The sequence below is a fragment of the Sorangiineae bacterium MSr11367 genome, assembly GCA_037157805.1.
GTDB classification, from domain to species: Bacteria; Myxococcota_A; Polyangia; order Polyangiales; family Polyangiaceae; genus Pendulispora; species Pendulispora rubella.
Genome location: CP089983.1, coordinates 3,530,799 through 3,549,349, shown reverse-complemented (window position 1 = coordinate 3,549,349; position 18,551 = coordinate 3,530,799). Strand labels below are relative to the sequence as shown.

The 18,551-nt window shown below is 66.1% G+C and carries 12 protein-coding genes; 2 read left to right on the top strand and 10 right to left on the bottom strand.

Annotation, left to right across the window (positions count from 1 at the left end):
• Nucleotide 1 precedes the first annotated feature (1 nt).
• The 3 genes from LVJ94_14200 to LVJ94_14190 are packed head-to-tail and all read right to left on the bottom strand — an operon-like array spanning nt 2 to nt 5,013.
• On the bottom strand, nt 2–1,267 hold the full coding sequence (locus LVJ94_14200) for a glycosyltransferase family 4 protein (GenBank protein ID WXB08384.1): 1,266 nt from the start codon (nt 1,265–1,267) through the stop codon (nt 2–4).
• Nucleotides 1,264–3,180, bottom strand: a complete 1,917-nt coding sequence (gene asnB, locus LVJ94_14195; GenBank protein ID WXB08383.1) for an asparagine synthase (glutamine-hydrolyzing) — start codon at nt 3,178–3,180, stop codon at nt 1,264–1,266. The genes LVJ94_14200 and asnB overlap by 4 nt, the downstream gene beginning before the upstream one ends.
• 3 nt (nt 3,181–3,183) lie before the next feature.
• Nucleotides 3,184–5,013, bottom strand: coding sequence for an ABC transporter ATP-binding protein/permease (locus LVJ94_14190; GenBank protein WXB08382.1), 1,830 nt, complete (start codon nt 5,011–5,013; stop codon nt 3,184–3,186).
• A 246-nt stretch (nt 5,014–5,259) separates the two neighbouring features.
• Here LVJ94_14190 and LVJ94_14185 point away from each other — a divergent pair, with 246 nt between their 5' ends.
• Nucleotides 5,260–7,512, top strand: coding sequence for a polysaccharide biosynthesis tyrosine autokinase (locus LVJ94_14185; protein ID WXB08381.1), 2,253 nt, complete (start codon nt 5,260–5,262; stop codon nt 7,510–7,512).
• Between the two features lie 193 nt (nt 7,513–7,705).
• On the opposite strand, the gene LVJ94_14180 is transcribed toward LVJ94_14185, so the two are convergent.
• The 4 genes from LVJ94_14180 to LVJ94_14165 are packed head-to-tail and all read right to left on the bottom strand — an operon-like array spanning nt 7,706 to nt 12,010.
• Complete coding sequence (locus tag LVJ94_14180) at nt 7,706–8,818, bottom strand: glycosyltransferase (GenBank protein WXB08380.1); 1,113 nt, start codon at nt 8,816–8,818, stop codon at nt 7,706–7,708.
• Nucleotides 8,811–9,791 (bottom strand): UDP-glucose 4-epimerase GalE, encoded by a 981-nt coding sequence (gene galE, locus LVJ94_14175; protein WXB08379.1) that lies wholly within the window; start codon nt 9,789–9,791, stop codon nt 8,811–8,813. The genes LVJ94_14180 and galE overlap by 8 nt, the downstream gene beginning before the upstream one ends.
• The gene (locus LVJ94_14170; protein WXB08378.1) at nt 9,788–10,984 is read right to left on the bottom strand and encodes a glycosyltransferase family 4 protein; all 1,197 of its coding nucleotides are present in this window, start codon (nt 10,982–10,984) and stop codon (nt 9,788–9,790) included. The genes galE and LVJ94_14170 overlap by 4 nt, the downstream gene beginning before the upstream one ends.
• 45 nt (nt 10,985–11,029) lie before the next feature.
• Nucleotides 11,030–12,010 (bottom strand): SDR family oxidoreductase, encoded by a 981-nt coding sequence (locus tag LVJ94_14165; GenBank protein ID WXB08377.1) that lies wholly within the window; start codon nt 12,008–12,010, stop codon nt 11,030–11,032.
• A 137-nt stretch (nt 12,011–12,147) separates the two neighbouring features.
• Here LVJ94_14165 and LVJ94_14160 point away from each other — a divergent pair, with 137 nt between their 5' ends.
• Nucleotides 12,148–13,290 (top strand): glycosyltransferase family 4 protein, encoded by a 1,143-nt coding sequence (locus tag LVJ94_14160; protein ID WXB08376.1) that lies wholly within the window; start codon nt 12,148–12,150, stop codon nt 13,288–13,290.
• On the opposite strand, the gene LVJ94_14155 is transcribed toward LVJ94_14160, so the two are convergent.
• The 3 genes from LVJ94_14155 to LVJ94_14145 are packed head-to-tail and all read right to left on the bottom strand — an operon-like array spanning nt 13,287 to nt 18,425.
• Nucleotides 13,287–14,741, bottom strand: a complete 1,455-nt coding sequence (locus tag LVJ94_14155) for a hypothetical protein (GenBank protein WXB08375.1) — start codon at nt 14,739–14,741, stop codon at nt 13,287–13,289. The genes LVJ94_14160 and LVJ94_14155 overlap by 4 nt on opposite strands.
• 16 nt (nt 14,742–14,757) lie before the next feature.
• Entirely contained in the window at nt 14,758–15,933 is a 1,176-nt protein-coding gene (locus LVJ94_14150; GenBank protein WXB08374.1) for a glycosyltransferase family 4 protein, read from the bottom strand.
• A complete protein-coding gene (locus LVJ94_14145; GenBank protein ID WXB08373.1) occupies nt 15,930–18,425 on the bottom strand; it encodes an O-antigen ligase family protein in 2,496 nt (831 codons plus the stop codon). Before LVJ94_14145 ends, LVJ94_14150 begins: the two co-directional genes overlap by 4 nt.
• Between the last annotated feature and the right edge of the window lie 126 nt (nt 18,426–18,551).

The window sequence follows — 18,551 nt, the reverse complement described above, 5'->3', positions numbered from 1 at the left end:
GCTACGCGAAAGAACTGCGTCGAGCGGACGGTCGAATCCCTTCTCGAAAGAGATCCGCGTAGATAGCAAGAAGTTCCGCGCCGAGACGATCGCGCGCGAAGCGGCGTTCTGCCGTTTTTCGGGCAGCAGAACCGAGGGAGCTCCGCAGCGAGGCGTCCGATGCCAATTGCGCCACACGTTCGGCCATGGCCTCGGCGTCGCCGGGAGGCACTCCGAGTGCATCCACGCCTTCGTCGTAAAGCTCGGCGGCCCCGCCGGCGCGGCTGACGACCACGGCGCGGCCGCTGGCCATCGCCTCGACGATGGTGCGACCGAATGGCTCCGGGCGCGTGCTGGCATGCACGACGACGTCGAGCGCACGGTACACGTCATCGGGGCGGAGCTGAAACGGGACGAAGCCCACGTGCTCGGCGATGCCATGCGACTCCGCGAGGGCCCGAAGCTCTTCGAACGAGTACTGCCCAGCGCGACCCGTGGTGTAGATGGGCGAACCGATGATGTAGAAGCGCATCGGCGGCACGCCGCTGCGCTGCAAGAGCCGCTTGGCGCACTCGAAGAAGACATCGTGTCCCTTCCAGCGCGCGTACGTGGCGATGAGCCCCACGCGCACACCGCCCTCGGGCAACGGCGGGAGGCTGGCCATCGCATCGAGCGGCGCCGTGCGCCCCTCGGGGGTGAACCGGCTGGTGTCGACGCCGTTGTGCATGACCCGCACGTGGAGATCCGGCGCGACGGTGCGGAAGTCCTCGGCCACCGCGTGCGAGTTCGCGATGGCGAGATCGGCGCGGTGGCGGGCCATGCGAATCATGCGCGCCGAGAACGAACGCGCGCCGAGGAAGTCGCGCACGTGCCACACCAGCGGCGTCGAACGCGGGCGCACTGCGGCGCCGAGCAGGTGCATCTTGATGCCGTTGGAGTGGATCACGCCCGGCGACGCGGCGCGAACGACGCTCGCGAGGCGCGCCACGTACGCGACCATCTCCGAGCCGCGCAGCGCAAGGCGGGCGCGCTCCCACGGCGAGACGGCGGCCAACGTCGCATCGCCCACGGACGCGGCGGCCGCAGGCAGGGGCAGCACGCGCACGTCCACGGCGAGCGCCTTCGCGGCATCGATCAGCGGCCCATCGCTGCCGGTCACCAGCGAGAGCGACGCCTGCGGCGCCAGCGCGCGCAGCGACGACATGAGGTCCAGGAGGCTCATTTCCCCTCCCCCGAGTTCGCCGACGGGGTTCAGAAAGAGCACGTTGGGGGCGGCGCCGTTCATCATGCGTACAACCGATGCCGCGCGGCGAAGTCCGACATGACCCAGAGCGCGAGCATCTGCGGCGCACCGCACCGTGGATCCTGGGCACCGAAGCGATCCCACAGCTTGGAAGCCGCCTGCGCGTTCACGCCGAGCCGCTTCCACACGTCCTCGGCGTGGATGCTGGCGCGCGCCTTCTCCTTGAGCGCACCGCGGATCCACGCCTCCCACGGGAAGGTGAACCCGCGCTTTTTCCGGTGTGGCACCCGCTCGGGCAGGCGCGGACCGACGGCGTCGATCAAGAGCGGCTTGGGGCGCGGATCGGGCCGTTTCCAGCGCCCGGGCAGCGAACACGCGACCTCTACCAGCCGGTGATCGAGCAGCGGCACGCGCAGCTCCAGGCTGTTGGCCATGCTGAAGACGTCGGCATCGCGCAGGAGCATGTCGCGCATGTACGAGCGCAGCTCGAACGAGGAAATGGCGTTGGCCGTGTCGGCCGGCATGCCATCGCGCAGCGCGCGAAGAATGCTCTGCTCGAGGCCCGACGACGGATCGGCCTCCTGCGGAAGGTCCATCAACGCGCGCCGTTCGGCCGGGAGCACGAGCTCGCGCCGCAGCATGTACAGCGCAAGCAAATCCGCGGGCCGGTGGGCCAGCTCCTCGAGCTTCACGCCCCCGCGCCGGGACGAGGCGACGCGCCCGGCCAAGGCGAGCGCGCGGTTCATGCGGAGCCGGTCAGTGACCTTGCGCAGAAACCGCGCGCGCGGAACGTCGCGGAAGCTTGCATACCCGCCGAAAAGCTCGTCGCCGCCCACGCCGCTCAAGGCCACGGTGAGGCCGGCGTTGCGTGCTGCGCGCGAGACGAAGTACGTGTTGAACCCGTCCACCGTGGGCTGATCCATCGCGGCGAACACGCGCTCGATGTCCCCGAGCATCTCGCCCACGTGCAGTGACTGCGTGGTGTGCGTCGTCCCGAGAACGTGCGCGCTTTCTTCGGCCTCCGCCGACTCGTCGAAGCGCGGCTGATCGAAGCCGATGGCAATGGTGTGCACCGGATCGCGGCTCACGCCGGAGGCCACCGCCGCCACCGCATTGGAGTCGACGCCGCTCGAGAGAAAGACGCCCAGCGGGACGTCGGAAATCATGTGGCAGTCGACAGCCTCGCGCAGCGTCTCCGTCAGATCGGCCACGGCGCGCTCGCGCGTGCAGTGCATCCCGTCGCCGAACGGAAGCTGCCAGTACTTCACTTGCTTCTGCGGGCGTCCTTCCCAGTCGACGACCAGCGATTCGCCCGGGCCGAGCAAGGTCACGCCGTCGATGAGCGCGTCGAAGCCGCACACCATGCCCTGCGCGAGGAAGCTCTCGATGGCCGCCGGCGACACGCGACGCGGAACCAATTCTTCGCCCGCGGCGAGCAATTGCCGCACCTCCGACGCGAAGAGCAAGCCACCGCCCTTGGGGTAGTAAACGTACAGCGGCTTGATGCCCAATCGGTCGCGGCAAAGCCACGCGAGGCGCTTCTTCGGATCGAGCAAGGCGAAGGCGAACATGCCGCGCAGGCTCTGCGCCGACTCGATGCCCTTCGTTGCGTAACCCTTGAGAATAACTTCGGTATCCGTCTTGGTTTTGCAGGGCCGGCCGGCCGCCTCGAGCTCGCGCTGAAGTTGGCGGTAGTTGTAGATCTCACCGTTGAAGGTGATGATCGCCCCGCTGTCGTCGACCATGGGCTGGAGACCCGAGGGGGTCGGCTCGATGATCGCGAGGCGCCCGTGGGCGAGTCCAACGGGCGTCGGCCCGTTCGAACCGTTCGGCTCCGGGGAGAAGAACGCCATCGCATGACCATCGGGTCCGCGGTGCGGAATGGCCGCGAGCATGGCCGCGAGTGCAGGCTCGGCGATCTTGCGACGTACCCCCAGAATTCCTGCAATCCCACACATGGTTCAAGCTCCTTCGGCGATCGGCTGCGACTCCGACTCCCTGCTGGACTGCGACTGCGACTGCATGAGGAGAGGCGCCGCTTCTTCCGGTGGGGTGAGCAAAAGTTCCGTGGGCTCCCGGCCCAGGTCGAAGTCGAGATCGTGCGTGACGACGATGGCCACGATCTCTTTGCTCAACTCGTCGATGATGTCCCGCATCAGTTTGCTGTTCTGCGGATCGAGGGAGGCCGTCGGCTCGTCGAAGATCCAGATGCCGCGCTTGCGCGTGAGCAGGCGCGCGATGCCCAGCCGGCGAAGCTGGCCGCCCGACAGGTTGCGTCCCCCTTCGAAAATCGGCGCATCGAGCCCGCCCTTCGCCTCCACTTCCTCCCAGAGGCGCGCACCGCGCAGGGCATCGATCAACGTGGCATCTTCGGGGCGGGTGCGGGCGCCGAGCACGAGGTTGTCGCGGAACGTGCCCGCAATGACCGCGGGATCCTGCGACAGGTAGTTCACCAGCATGGGGCTCGGCGGCGTGTGCTTCGCGTCGAAGACGTACTCGATGCCCCCCTCGGTCGGATCGTTGACCCCCGCGATGAGCGAGGCCAGTGTGCTCTTGCCGGTGCCGGAAGGACCACGGATGACCAGCGGCTGCCCGCGCAAAATGGTGCGCTCGAGCCCGCGAAAGAGCCACGGTCCGGAGGGGATCTGGTAGCCGACCTGGCGCAGGACGACCGACCCGGGAATCTTCCCTTCCACGTCGGGATCGATCTTGCTCGCGTCCACCCGCACGCGCTCCGTGAGCTGCATGAGGCGCTGCTCGAGCCGGAGCGTGGGGAACACGCTGGTGGACATGACGCTCACGCCGTACGCGTTCGTGATGACCACCTGGACGGCAATGGCGAGGCGCAAGCCCAGGCCGGCGAGCGGCATGAGCGCGAACAGCAGCTCGGCGAACGAGGCGCCCGGCCTGGAATGCGCCGCGTAACCAATGGCGCCCGCCGCCGCCATCAACGGGACGAAGAGCATCAGGTACTGCAGGCGCATGATGTTCGTATAGATCTTCGTCTCGCAGTCGCGCACGGAGGCCGCGTTGCCCCAAAGTTGTGCGCGCAGGGATTCGCCGGCGCCGACAGCTTGGATCGCGGCGAGCGTGCGCAGGCCTTCGGTGGCCTCGGCCTGTGCGCGGATGCGCGCCTTGACCGCGTTGTTCGTGTCGGTCGACGTGCGGCGCGCGAGGCTGACGTACAGCCCCAGCGCGGGAAGCGCGCCCAGAACGGCGGCGGCCATGGTCTTCGCGTCTTGCGAGAAGGTGACCGCGGCGGTGATGAGGATGCCGAAGAGAAGCTGTGCGACGGTGGCAACGGCGGTGATGGCGCGACCGGAGCGGTTGATCTCTTCGTTGAGCACACTCGCGAGTTCGCCCGATGGAACGGTGCCCGCATGCACCGCAGGCAACGCGGTGGCGAGAGAGATCACCCGCGTGCGCAGACGGAACGAGACGAGCTCGCCGTAGCGGTTCGTCAGATACATGAGCGGCGGATTCAAGGCGCGCTGCAGCCCCACGGCACCCACGACCATCGCCAACGACGGCACGTAGCGAAGCGGCCCCACCTCGGGCATGCCAAGAAGCGCGCCCAATGTCATCGGCGCATGGCGAAGGCCCACGAGGGCCGACATGAGCGCAAAAACACCGATACCCTCGATGAAGAGGCCCAGGGCGCCGAGCAACACCACGCCCGCGAGCCCCAAAAGCTCGGTATTCGTAAGCACTCGCCGCTCCCCGCGCCGCACCAGGAGCGACAGAACGGTGAACAGCGACGAGAACCGACCCAACGAGCTCGTCGAGCTCATTATTGATTATTCCTCATGCCGAAATGCACACGTAACTCGTGGAAAGCGCGTGATCTCTATCAGAGAAACCCCTGTTTGCAATCGCTCGAACGAAAGGGGCCGACGCTGCACCTCACAGCGGACAAGAGCAACCAAGGGCATGACCACGACCCTAGAACAGCAGTTCCTCGCCTCCCTCCACGTCATGTGGTAACCAGAGGCCCGTCGGGGGCCCATGCCCCCGCTTGAGGCTTGAATAAGACAGCAATGACCAGCCCCCCGAACAAGTCCAGCGCGCACGAGGCCAACACCGAAGACGCGGTCGCCGTAGTCTTGAGTTTCGTCAAGACCGTCCGGAAGCAATGGGCGATCATCGTCGCGTGCTTGCTCCTGGGAACCGGGCTTAGCCTCGTCTATTCGAAAACGCTGCCGCGCATCTATCAAGCCCAAACGATGCTCGAGCTCGATCCGAATGCCTTTCGCCCCATGGGCGAAAAGATGGATTCGGCGATGCCGCTCGGCACGACGGACTTCTTCAACAATCAAGAATATTACGAGACGCAATACCGCATCGTCACATCGTCGCGCGTGCTCGAGCGGGCAGTTCGGGACATCGCGCTGCAGAACGATTACGCGTTCTTCGGCCTGAAGTCGCCGCCGCCGCGGCCGATGACGGTGGAGGAGGCCGCGGCCGTCCTTCGCGGGAAAGTGACCGTCGACCCGGTCAAAAATAGCCGCTTGGTGCTCATCAAGATCGAGGACATCGATCCGAAACGGGCCAAGCGCCTCTGCGATGCCGTCGCCACGGCCTACATCGATCAGAACCTCGAGAAGGCCGTCAGTGCAACCAGCGACTCGATCGCGTGGTTGGGCACGCAAACCGATCAGGTGAAGAAGGACCTGGAGACGAACGAGAACTCACTGCACGAGTTCAAGCGCAGCAACGACTTGCCCAGCACGTCGATCAACGAGTCATCGAACATGCTCCGGCTCGAGATGCAGGATCTCGCGACGGCGCTGATTCACACGCGGACGCGCAAGCAAGAGATCCTGGCGCGGCACGCGGAGCTCTCGAAAATCGGCACGGACAATCCGGATAGCTTGCCGGCCTCGGAGCTTCTGAGCAATCCGTACCTGAGCGATCTTCGCCGCACGTACGTCGATGCGGTGCGCACGCGCAAAACGCTGCTCGCGGAAGGCAAAGGCGAAAATCACCCGCTGGTGAAATCGGTCGACCAGAGGATTTCCGAAAGCAGGGCGGCTTTGGTCGGTGAGATCAAGAACATCCAGGGCGCGGTCGAGCGCGATCTCGCCGTGATTGCGCGTGAAGAGGCGGGCGAGGCCGCGCTCTACGATGCCTCCCACAAGCGCGCGGTGGATCTCAACATGAAGGAGATCGAGTACCACCGGCTCGACCGCTCGCGCGACCAGAACGAGAAACTTTACAACGTCCTTCTCGAGCACATGAAGGATGCCGACTTGGCCCGCATGATGAAGGCCAACAACATCCACCTGGTGGAGGCCGCGGTCGAGCCGTCGGCACCCATTCGCCCGCGCGTGCCGATGAACGTCGCCATCGGCGGCCTCGTGGGTCTGCTCATCGGGCTCGCACTCGGGTGGTTGCGCAGCAATCTGGACAACAGCATCAAGACGCCGGAGCAGCTGGAGCAGGATCTGGGCATCACCTTCCTGGGCATGCTTCCCGCCGTGGAAGGCCAGCACGCCAACGCCGGAGAGAAGAAGCAGCGCAAGGTGGTGCGGCCGGGCCTGGGCAACAACGAAGTCGCCGAGTTGGTCGTGCACGACAATCCGCGCAGCGGCATCGCCGAGGCGGCGCGCAGCGTCCGCACGAACCTCATGTTCACCAATCCGGACAAGCCGCACCGCCGGATCCTGGTGACGAGCGCCGCCCCGGCCGAGGGAAAGACCACGGTCGCGTGCAGCATCGCCATCTCGCTCGCCCAGACCGGGCAGCGCGTGTGCATCATCGACTGCGACCTGCGCCGTCCGCGCCTCCACCGCATCTTCGATCGGGCAGGCGACCATGGTGTCACCAACGTGCTCGTGGGCGAGGCGACCATCGCGGACGTGGCCCGTCCCACGCGGGTGGACAACCTCTGGTGCATTCCGGCGGGGCCGATCCCCCCGAACCCGGCGGATCTGTTCCACTCCGAGCGCTTCCGGAAGTTCCTGGACGAACTCAGTCAGACGTTCGACCGCATCGTCATCGACAGCCCTCCGCTCGTGGCGGTCACCGACTCGGCCATCATCTCGACGTTGGTCGATGGCACGGTGTTCGTGCTGCGCGCCTTCTTCACCACGCGCGCACTGGGCCGTCAGGGTCTGCGCACCCTGGCCGACGTCGACGCGCCGGTCATTGGAGCGGTGCTCAACGACGTCGACCTGACGCGCCACGAGTACTCGTACTACCACTATTACTATTACAAGCGCGAAGGCTACGGCTCGAACGAGAACCCGGCCCCGCCGCCCGACGACAACCGCGACGCGGCTTCAGCCTGAAGAGAATTGAACAGGAAGGGGGGAAGGCGGGAAGGTTTACGGCACAAATCCCACCGCGCACCGAGGCTGGTTTGGGTTTTCAGTTAGCTCACGAAGCCAACTGAAAACCAAAAAAAGCCTTGGCACTCGGTGGGATTCGCGTTGTTTCCCTTCCCGCCTTCCCCCCTTCCTGTTCAGTCAAATCTTCTGAGGCTTACTGCTCGAGAAAGGTTCGCAGGCGCTCGCGAAGGACGCCGTAGTCGAATTGGGCGAGTGCGAGGTCGCGGTTTTGGCGGCGGATGTCGTCGAGGTTGCGCGACGAGAACTCGACGATCTTCTCGGCAAGGCGCGCAGGGTAGCCGGCGTCGCGCTTGCCCGCATAGGGCAAGGTTTGCCCGCTCTCGCGGAGCAAGCGATGGGCTTCGCCCACGTCCGAGCAGAGAAGCGGCAGGCCGCAGGCGAGGTACTCGGGCAGCTTCGCGGTGGTTCGGCCCCAGCCGACGGGATCGTCGGTCTGCGTGCTGAGCCCCAGGTCGAAGACGTTCATCCAAAGGGGCACCTGCTCGTGCGGAACCCGCCCGACGAGCTTGATCCGGTCCTGGACGCCCCACTTGCGGCAGGCCTCCTCGAGCACGGGCTTGCCGGCGCCATCGCCCACCACGACACCGACGATGGGCGACGCAGGGTTCTCACGGACGATGTGCGAGAGGGCCTCGGCCAGCTCCCAGCCGTAGTAGAGGTCGAGCCGCGGGTTGTGGTGGATGTTGCCCACGATGCCGACGACGAACTTGCCCTCGAGGCCATGCGCGCGCCGCAAGTCCGCGATGCGCGGGTCGTCTCGCATGGGGCGGAAGTGCGCGGTGTCCGCCCCATCGGGCAGCCACATCACGCGCGGCAGCTTCCGTGCGGAGATCTCGCGGAAGTGCTCGATCAGGTACGTCCCGCGAAACACCAGGGCATCCGCCTCCGAGGGGAGGAGGCGGTCGACTTGATGCGCGAACTCGACCTCGAACCGGTTGCGCGCTTGCGGCTCCAGGAGCGGCTTCATCGGATCGCCAATCTCGTAGACGAGACGCATCTTCCGATCGAGCCGGCGGCGCACGCCAGCGAGCAGCGCCGACGGAAAGCCCAGGTCGATGCAGTAGACCCAGGGAGCGACCTTGGACGTGGTCGCACGCAGCGCAGACCACGTGGGGGCGATGGATCCGAAGCGGCCGCGCTCCTTGTAGACGACGGAAACGTCGTTCCCGAAGAGCGCGCGGGCGCGCGGTCCCTGCACCGAGTTGGGTTGGCCGTTGATCAGGACCGTGGAAACCAGATCACGCACTGTGGAGCCTCTTCTTTGCCCAGGCGACGGCCGTGGCCACCATGCTGTCGAGATCGTGCTCGAAGCGATGCCCCAGCGCATGCGCGCGCGAAGGATCGGCCACGAGGGTCGGCGGATCGCCCGGCGACGGATCGCCAAAGATGACCGGGACGGGCTTGCCGGTCGCGCGCTCGACCGACGCGATGACCTCGCGAATGCTCGTCCCCTTCCCCGTCCCCAGGTTCACCGACTCACTCGCACCGCCGGCGGCCAAATGCGTCACCGCCCGCACGTGCGCGGCGGCGAGATCGGCCACGTGGATGTAGTCGCGAACGGCGGTCCCATCCGGCGTAGGAAACGTCGTCCCGAAGATGCGAACCGGCTCGCGCTGGCCGAGGGCGGCCTCCACCAGCAGCGGAATCAAATGCGTTTCCGGCTCGTGGTGCTCGCCGAGCTCCCCCTCGGGATCGGCACCGGCGGCATTGAAATAGCGAAGCGCCATCCAGGACAGCTTCTCGATCTTTCCGTACCAGCGCAGCACGTCTTCGATCATCAGCTTCGACTGCCCGTACGGGTTGATCGGATTCGTGGGCGTCGCCTCGACGATGGGCAGCGAAGGCGGAATGCCGTACACGGCGCACGTGGACGAGAAGACGAGGGTCTTCACCCCCGCCTCGAGCAGCGCATCGAGGAAGTGGACCGTGTTGGCCACGTTGTTGCGGAAGTACTTGCGCGGGTTCTCCAGCGACTCGCGCACGTAGGCGCACGCCGCAAAGTGCAGAACCGCATCGATGCCATGCTCGCGCACCGTGCGCGCCACGCAGGCGGCATCTTGAATGCTGCCGCGCACGAAGGGCCCGAAGCGCACGGCCTCTTCGTGCCCGGTGCTGAGATCGTCGAGCACCACCGGCACGTGGCCAGCGGCCTTGAGTGCCTTTGCCGTGTGGCTCCCGATGTAACCGGCTCCACCCGCAACCAATACGCGTAACGTCATGAGATCACCGTTGAATAGTCGCGATCGCCGCGAGCGAGCGCCGCGAGCACGTTGCCAAGGCGCGACATCTGCTGCTTCACGTCCGAGACGTCACGGGCGCGCGCCGGCCCGTTTGCACCGAGTGCGCGGCGCGCGTCCACGTTGTCGATCAAGTTCGTCAGCGCCGAGGCCAGTTGGTCTTCGTGCGGAGGCACGAGCACCCCGCAGTCCGAACTCACGATCTCCGTGGCAGCCCCCAAGGACGTCGTGACGACCGGCAGACCGTGGCCCATGGCCTCGATGTAGACAATACCGAATCCCTCGGGTTCGAGATTTGGCTGACAGGAAACGTCGGCCGCAGTCATGAGTGACGAAACGTCGGAGCGTTGTCCGAGCCAGCGAACGCGAGGTGCAATCCCCTTCTCGTCGGCGAGCGACCGGAGCGCGTCGAGGTAGGTGGAGTCCGTCTCGCGCTGGATGCCCCCCACGATCCACACCGCCCAGGGCTTCTTCGAGCGCACGTTCGAGAGCGCGCGCAGAAAGAGCTCATGCCCCTTACCTCGATCGAGGCGGCTCACTTGAAGAATGACCACGGTGTCGTCATCCGCATCGAGCTCTCGACGAACAGCGCTTCGCACGTCCTCACGCTCTGCGGGCTGCAACGGCGCGCGCACGGGGCAATGCACCACGACAGGCAACTTTCCCGGAAACAAGTGAGCGGCCGACTTCGCCGTGAAGTGGCTGTTCGAAACGATGCCGTCCGGCACCTTGCGCTTGGCCCAACGCTCGATCCAATGCGTGCCGCGCGCAACGTCGTGCTGAAAGTAGACGAACGGTAAGCCTGCCGCGCGGAGCGTGGAACCGAAGACCCCGAGCAGCCACGTGGAATGGCATACGGCCACATCGTAGCGCTCGGTGCCCAACAGCCTGCGCAGAGCCCGCCGTGCTCGGAGGACGGTCCACGGATGGCGAACGCGCACCGCGGGGAGCATGTGCAACGCCGCCCCCGACGCCTGCAATTCGCGCGAAAGGCGACCTTCCGCGGTCAGGGCGAAGGCAGGCTCCATCGTGGGATTCGTTGCGCGCTCCTCCGCGAGAATTCGAAGAACCGTTTCAATCCCACCGTACAAATTTCCGGCACAGAGATGGAGCACGCGAAGCGAACCGCGCGCCTTTGCGGAGGGCGCCACCTGCATGTTGACGCGTCGAACCATGACAGAGACGTCCGCTCGCCGTCAACTCGAGCTGCCCCTTGGTGCTCAGCTCCGCGTCGGCGATGGTTGCTGGCGGCGAGCCAATCGGGATTGGAAGTCGTCGTAGGTCCTGCGAATACCATCTTCGAGTCGCACCTTCGGTTCGAATCCGAGGTACTTCCGCGCCTTCGAGATATCCGGGCAGCGCTTCTTCGGATCGTCGGCGGGAAGTGGCTGGCGGATGAGATCGACCTTTTGGCCCGAGACGCGCATGACCACCTGGGCGAGGTCGGCCACGGTGCATTCCGAGGGGTTGCCCAGGTTGATGGGCGGATCGAATTCGTCAACGGTGGCCGCGCGGAAAAGGCCTTCGACCAAGTCGGACACGAAGCAGAACGAACGCGTTTGCTGCCCGTCGCCATAGAGCGTGATGGGCTTGTTCTCGAGCACCTGGGTGAGGAAATTCGAAACGACGCGGCCATCGTTGAAGGCCATGCGCGGACCGTACGTGTTGAAGATGCGCACGATGCGGACGTCGGCACCTTGCGTGCGGCGCTCGTCCATCAAAATGGTCTCCGCGACGCGCTTGCCTTCGTCGTAGCAGGCGCGCTCACCCGCGCAGTTGACGTTGCCCCAATATTCCTCGCGCTGAGGGTGCATCAACGGATCGCCGTACACTTCGGATGTGCTGGCGTGAACGAGGCGGCAGCGGCGGCGCCGCGCATGCTCGACGAGGCGAATGGCCCCGAGCGCGCTGGTGGTCACCGTGGCGTACGGGTCCGCCTGGTAGTGCACCGGGGATGCGGGGCACGCCATGTTGAAGATGATCTCGGCGTAGACGGGAAGCGGCTCGCGCACGTCGCCAATCTCCAAATGGAAATGTGGCTCTCGGCGAACGTTGTCCAAATTCGTCAGGTCGCCGGTCATGAGATTGTCGAGACCTACGACCTCGTACCCCTCGGCGAGCAATCGATCGACGAGATGCGATCCAATGAAGCCCGCAGCCCCGGTTACCAACACGGTTTGACGAACAGAACCAAGACCCACGGAAGACCTCCTTCGAACGGCGAAGCCGCTTCGTTGAAACACAGATCCTACGGCATCGCACGAAAAAATGCCGTATCGCAAACGAGAGCTTCTCTGGTAAGCACCTGCGGAGTCACCTCGCTCCTCGGAGCTTGCTCATGCGCACCTACGCAATCGTCGCTGGCGACTTCGTAAAAACGGGGGGAATGGATCGGGCGAATTACGCGCTCGCGAGCTTCCTCGCCCGCGCGGGCCGAAGCGTAACGCTCATCGGCTTCCGCGCTGATACGGAATTGACGTCGAATCGAAATGTGGAATTTCGCGCCGTCGTAAAACCGAAAAATTCCTACACGCTGGCGGGGCCTTTCCTCGCCTCGTCGGGAATGTTCCAGTTTGCGCGTCGATTCGCAAGTCGCCATGAAACGACGTTCGTGGTCAATGGTGGAAATTGCAGCCTCCCGGCTGTCAATTGGGTGCACTACGTCCATGCGGCATTCACGCCGCGTTTGGCGGTCGGTACATTTCGGCGCGCCTTCGCTGGTGTCGACGCGGCAACCAGTCGCACCACCGAGCGGCTCGCACTGCGCATGGCCACACACGTGATTGCGAATTCCGAGCGAACGAAGCGCGATCTGGTCGAGCTCGTCGGCGTGCGCGAGGAGCGCGTGCGCGTGATTTACCTCGGCACCGATCCCTCGCAGTTTCGTTCCGCGGACGACGAGGAGCGGCGCACGGTGCGCGAGGAGCTCGGGTGGGACCCGAGCCGACCGTACGTCGCGTTCATTGGCGCGCTTCACGACCGCCGCAAGGGCTTCGACGTGGCGTTCGACGCGTGGCGCACGCTCGCGCGCTCGGGCTGGGACGCACGGCTCGTGGTCATCGGCGCCGGGTCCGAGCTGCCCGCGTGGAAAGCGCGCGCACAGGAGCAGGGCCTGGGCGAGCAGATGCTCTTTCTGGGCTTTCGAAACGACGTGCCGCGCATTCTCTCGGCGTGCGACGCCATGGTGGCCCCCACGCGCTACGAGCCGTACGGACTCGCGGTGCACGAGGCCCTCTGCTGCGAGCTGCCCGCCATCGTCTCACGCGACAGCGGCGTCGCCGAGCGCTACCCCGCGTCCCTGTCCTCGCTGCTCCTGGACGATCCGGATAGCGCCGACGGACTCGCGAGCGCACTGCGCAGATGGCGTGACGACATGCCGAACCTGCGCGCGCGCGTTCGAAGCGAGCTCGCGCCGGCGCTGCGTGGACGAACCTGGGACGACATGGCACGCGACATGGTCGCGTTCATGGACGGCGACTAGGCCGGCGCGGCAGGCACGCTTTCGGTGGCAGCTGCCGCCGTTTCTGCGGCCGCGCGATCGGCGCGCACGACCGCCGCGAAGAGCATGCAGTTGAGCATCCAGAATTCGAGCCCGGGCGTGCCCATGAACAACGGGGCATTGAAGGTGACGGCGAGGGCACCAATGTTGTAGCCAACCATCACGCCCCCCCAGATCCACATGTCGCTCGCCCCTGCGCCGAGGCGACCGAGGGCGATTTTGAGCGCCGTCCAGAGGCTCACCACCAGGGCAGCCGGATAGGCGATGAGCAGCGGGACACCGCCATCGAGGAGCCACCCGGTCCATTGGATCTCGACCCAAATGGGGGGTGCCTCGCGGGCGAAGTCGCCGAAATAGACCCCCATCATTCCCCAACGCGCAAGGCCCGCCCCGATGGGATACTCCGGAAGGAGCTCTTCGAGCGTGTGCTCCAGAAAGTGTCCTCGGTTCGAATAATAGACGTCACTCGCACTTTGCGAGGTGAGGGTTCCAACGCGATCGCGAACGCTGTCGCCGCCGACGTCGACGGCAAATACCCACGCCACGACGAAGACCGCCACGATCAAGCCCGAGAAGAGAAGGAATTTACCCGGCTTTCCCCGCATGCCCAGCGCCGCAGCGCTCGCGAACATGCAGATGAGGCTCATGACCAACAGAGAGCGAACGTGGCTCAAATAGATGGAGAACACGCCAATGGTCATTCCGGCGAGAACGATGGCGCGCCACCACCACCGCCCTTTTGCGAGCAGAAGGCCGCTGCCGACGACGCAGGTGTAAAATCCGGCGATCGCGGCACCGCCCGCGGTGTCGCTCAGCCCCATCGGACGCAGGATGCGCTCGCCGCTGGCGAGTGTGATCTTGAGGCCTTCCCTCTGCACGTTCTGGACGATGTCCTGCGACTCGGCCATGAACCGGTCCGGGAAATAGACCTGGAGCATGCCCACCGCGGCGCTCAACGCGTAAAACGTCCAGAAGACGATGATGATGCGCCGAAAATCGTCCATGTCGATTTTCAAACGCCCTACCCAAAAGATCGGGGAGATGACCGCGAAGTACATGGCCAGGTGGGCCACGCCGCCAAAAAAGCCCGCCGTGTTGGGATTGAGGATTTGCAAGCCGACGAGCCCAATCGCGAAGACGGCCCACGAGCGCGCGGGATGACGCAGGCCACCCTTCGGGACCAGAGCAACGCACATCAGACTCGCCAAGAAGGCGACGCTGCGCACGACGGCGCGGTAGCGACCGAGGCTTCCCATCAAGGCGATCTGGCAGACGAATTGGATGACGATGACGGCAAGCAACCAGTGGCTCGAGCCCCGCGGCTCGGTCCAGGTGCGTACTGCCTCCGCCGCCCTCGAAAGCCGGCCACGCTGTCCCGGCCGCCGTCCTGGATGAACGGGGAGGCGACGCGGAAAATTCGCGGTCGTACTCATGGGGCCTTCCTCTGCTTCATGATGATCCTCGCAACGTTCGGACGGTGCTCTCGAGGGAGAATAGTCGATCGTACAGGCCGCGCCCGCGCTCTCCCAACGCACTCGCCCGCGCCCGGTCGTTCAATAGGGTGCACACCAGATCGACCATGGGCGGGAAGGGCCCATCGCCGTCGAGCGCTCCGAGTCCCACGCTCTGCTCGGTGCGCCAGATCGACTCGGAAAGCATCCCCTCGTTGGAGACAACGGGAATGCCGAGCGCCAGGCTGGCCATGACGCTGCCGCGGCGACTGCTGATGCCATCGGGGTACGGCTGCACGGCCAGGTCGCACGCGGCCAGGTGCGTGGCCATGTCTTCCCCGGACAACTCGCCGGTGGCGATGAGCCGGTCTTTCACCTCGGGACGCTTCGCGCTCCAAGCCGCGGCGAAGGAGGGGCCATTGCGGCCCATCAGGACGACCTTACAGGTGGCATGGCGCGCGAAAAGCTCGGTGAACACGCGCTCGACGAGGGACGCGATCGGCTCGCCGTACGTTCCAAAGTGGCCCACCAGCTCCCACTGGCCGTCCTGCGACATCGACGCGCGACGAGCTGCGACGCGCTCGGGGGCGGGCATGCACGAGATGTTCGAGGGGACCGGCAGCCAGGTGGCCGGCTTGGTACCTGGGACGTGGGCCTTCAGCACGTCGTTCCACGCGGGAATGGAGACGAACATCCGATCCGCGCGGTAGACGAGCGCGGCGGCCATCAACCGGGTGGCGGCGGCCAAGACGCCTAGGCGAAGGTTTTCGCCCCGTTGGCGACGGAACAAGACTTCGTGGAACATGACCCACAGGTCTTGCCGCTGGGATGCGAGGACCGCGCAGAACGGGACATTCATGCCGCGAAAGCCGAACGCCTGCGGCACGTACTGCAGCAAAACGCGGGTGCGCTGGGACGGTGCCGCGTGGCGGCGGGCCTCGGACAGGCCCTTCGACAGAGCCACCAAACTGCGTGGCCCAAAGTGATCGGGCAACGGATGCAGGGTGATGCCCGGCACGCGGGCTAGGGGCGCACGCGCCGGGGGCGCCCACACGTGGACATCGTCGCCCGCCTCGGCGAGGGCGCGCGCGACCGATTGCGTGTAGTCTGCAACGCCGCCGGGGGCGGGAGGATATTCCCCCGTCACGATGTGCCACGACTCGCCGGCGCTCACGGGCGTTTGCCCCGCGCGGGCTCGATCATGGCCTGACGTTCGTGCGTCACCTTCTGGGCCCAATCGGGGTTGTCCGGGTGACGCTTGGCGAGCTCGGCGAACTCGTCGAGTGCCTCGGCGTGCAGCCCGAGACGCGCAGCCGTGTGGGCCCTGGCCGAGACGACGTCATCACGGCTCGTGTAGCGCTCGCGGGCGCGGCGGAAGAACATGAGCGCGCGGCGGAGATTGCCGCGCTGCTCCTCGATGCGCCCGACGTACAGAAGAAGATCGGCGCAGCGGTCGTCGTTGGCACAGCCCGACTTTGCGAGCTTGTCGATGACCCCGGTCATGTCGGCGGCGCGATCGAAGCGCTTTGCAAGCTTGATGGTCGCGTCGAGGCATTGCGACTTGTCGTCGACCAGCTCCGCCCTCCCCTCCAGCTGGCGAAGCGCGTTGTCGACGTCCCCCGACTCGGCACGCGCACGCGCCTCGAGCTCGAACCCTTCGCAGACCGTCGGCTTCAACTGCTGCAGGCGTCGCGCCCCCTCGATGGCGCGGTCGATGCAATCGGTCCGATTGGACTCCGCGCACCAGGGCGAGATCGCGGAATCGGCGAGATCGGTCAGCAGCGCACGGGTCCTTCGCCCGATGGCATCCGTCGCGTCGGACTTGCGGCGCAGGATCTCTTCGTCGAGGGCCGCTTGCGTCGCAGGCAAGCGCTCGCCAAGGCGATTGGCCAGGGTCTGCAGAACCGAGAGACCCAGCGCACCGTCGGGAACCAGCTCTAGGGCCTCTTCGGGGCCCGTCACCAAGTGGCCTGCCTCGGTGGCCAGTTCACGCTGCCACTCGGAGGCCTGTTGGATCGCGTAGCGGTACTCGAGGCGTGCTTGCGAGGGGTATGCGCGGAAGAAGGTGCGCGCGAGGATCAAATGGGCCGGGCCGTAGACCGGCGACAGTTCCAGGGAGCGGCTTACCCACGGGAGCACGGATTCGTCGCCGGCCACCCACGCGCGCACGCTGCCCGAGAACGGGAGGTACGGCTCCGAGGGATGCCGCGAAATGGCACCCTGCGCGAGCGAGCGAAATTCATCGGGCGTCTCGGGCTTCAAGGACGCATCGTGAAGCTTGGCGCGGTCCGAGTACAGGTCGTCGTTCACGTGCACGAGGACGAAGGCGCCGGTCACCGCCATGACACCGGCGGCTGTCCACGCGAGGAGGCGCGGGCGCTTGGCCCACACGTCGATGCGGCGGAACGCACCGACCCCCGTTCCGCCGACGATCACGCCCGCGCACACGGAGAGCGCGAGAACGATGGCGGGGAACTCGGAATTGAAGTCGACCAGGTTGTGCAAAAAGCTGGTGACGATGGCGACCCAGGCCCCGACGGCCGGGCGCGAGCGCGAGAAGAGCACCGACGGCCGCAGCGCCCACGCAATGGCGCCCAAGGCCGCGAGGGTGACGGGCACGCCCCACTCGCTGGCCCATTGGAGAAGCACGTTCTCCGGGTGCGTGTACGTGACGTACGTGGTGCCATCGCGGAAGGCGGGGAACGTGCTCTCGAAGGAGCCGCGGCCGGTACCCCAGAAGAAGTGGTGCCAGACCATGCGGGCGGCGTATTCGAAGACGCGAAGCTTGGAGAGATCGCGATCGGCGAGTTCGTTCCAAGCGTCGTCGGACGAGGCGAACACCCACATGCCGACGCAGGCCACGAGCAGGGCCACGAGCACCGCGTAGGTGACGCGCCGCACGCTGTGGCGATGGCTGCGCGAAGAGACCCGGGTCATCCATACGAGGAGGCCTGCCCCCGCGATGCAGGCGAGGACGCCGCCGCGCGAGGCGAGCCAGAACTCGAACGCCATGAGGACGCCGGCGAAGGCCAGGGAGATTGGGCGTGGAACGGCAGGCCGCGAGGCGAGCCCCTCACCGAGCGCGACGAAGAAGCCGATGTTGATGTACGCCGCCAGCGCGTTGGCATTAAGGATGGTTGCGACGTGGCGCGCGCTGATGAGCGTGGTGGGTCGGTAGATGCCAAAAACGCGCTCGGCCCCCAGCGCGGGGTGCGCGAGGGCCGCGGCACCGACGGCGGTGGCGGAGACCACGAGGATGGCCGAGCAAAAGAGCGCGCCGTGCCGGCTGGCCGAAATGCGCACCACGCTGAGGAACGCCACGAGGTACGTCACGCCGCGGAGCACCTCCACACCGCTGGCCACGGGATCCAACGAGATGGACGCGAAGCCGGGCCCCGGCAGGTGCAGAGGCCAGAACGCACGGGCCCACACGTCGGCATTGCGGGGCGCCACGAGGTGGAGCAAACCGGCCGGAAGCGGCAGAAGCTGAAACGCTGTGAAGAGCGTGAGGCCGACGCAGGTAGCGACGAGTACGCTCGCGGCGAGCCGCGGACGCGCCACTGGGGCGTGCATCCAGACGAGCACACCGCTGAGGCCCACCAACGCGGAGGTGATGAGCAGCATCGAGGTGTGAATCGCACCGAGGGCGAGCGCGGGAAAAAGCACGGCACCGGCCAGAAGCCAGCGGCCTACGCGCAGCGTCCACTCTTCTCGCTTCTTAACGCGATGGCTCCTCGAGCCGGAGCTCGGGGCATGCTCCTGCCAGGCGTGCTCCACACTGCGTTGAGTTGC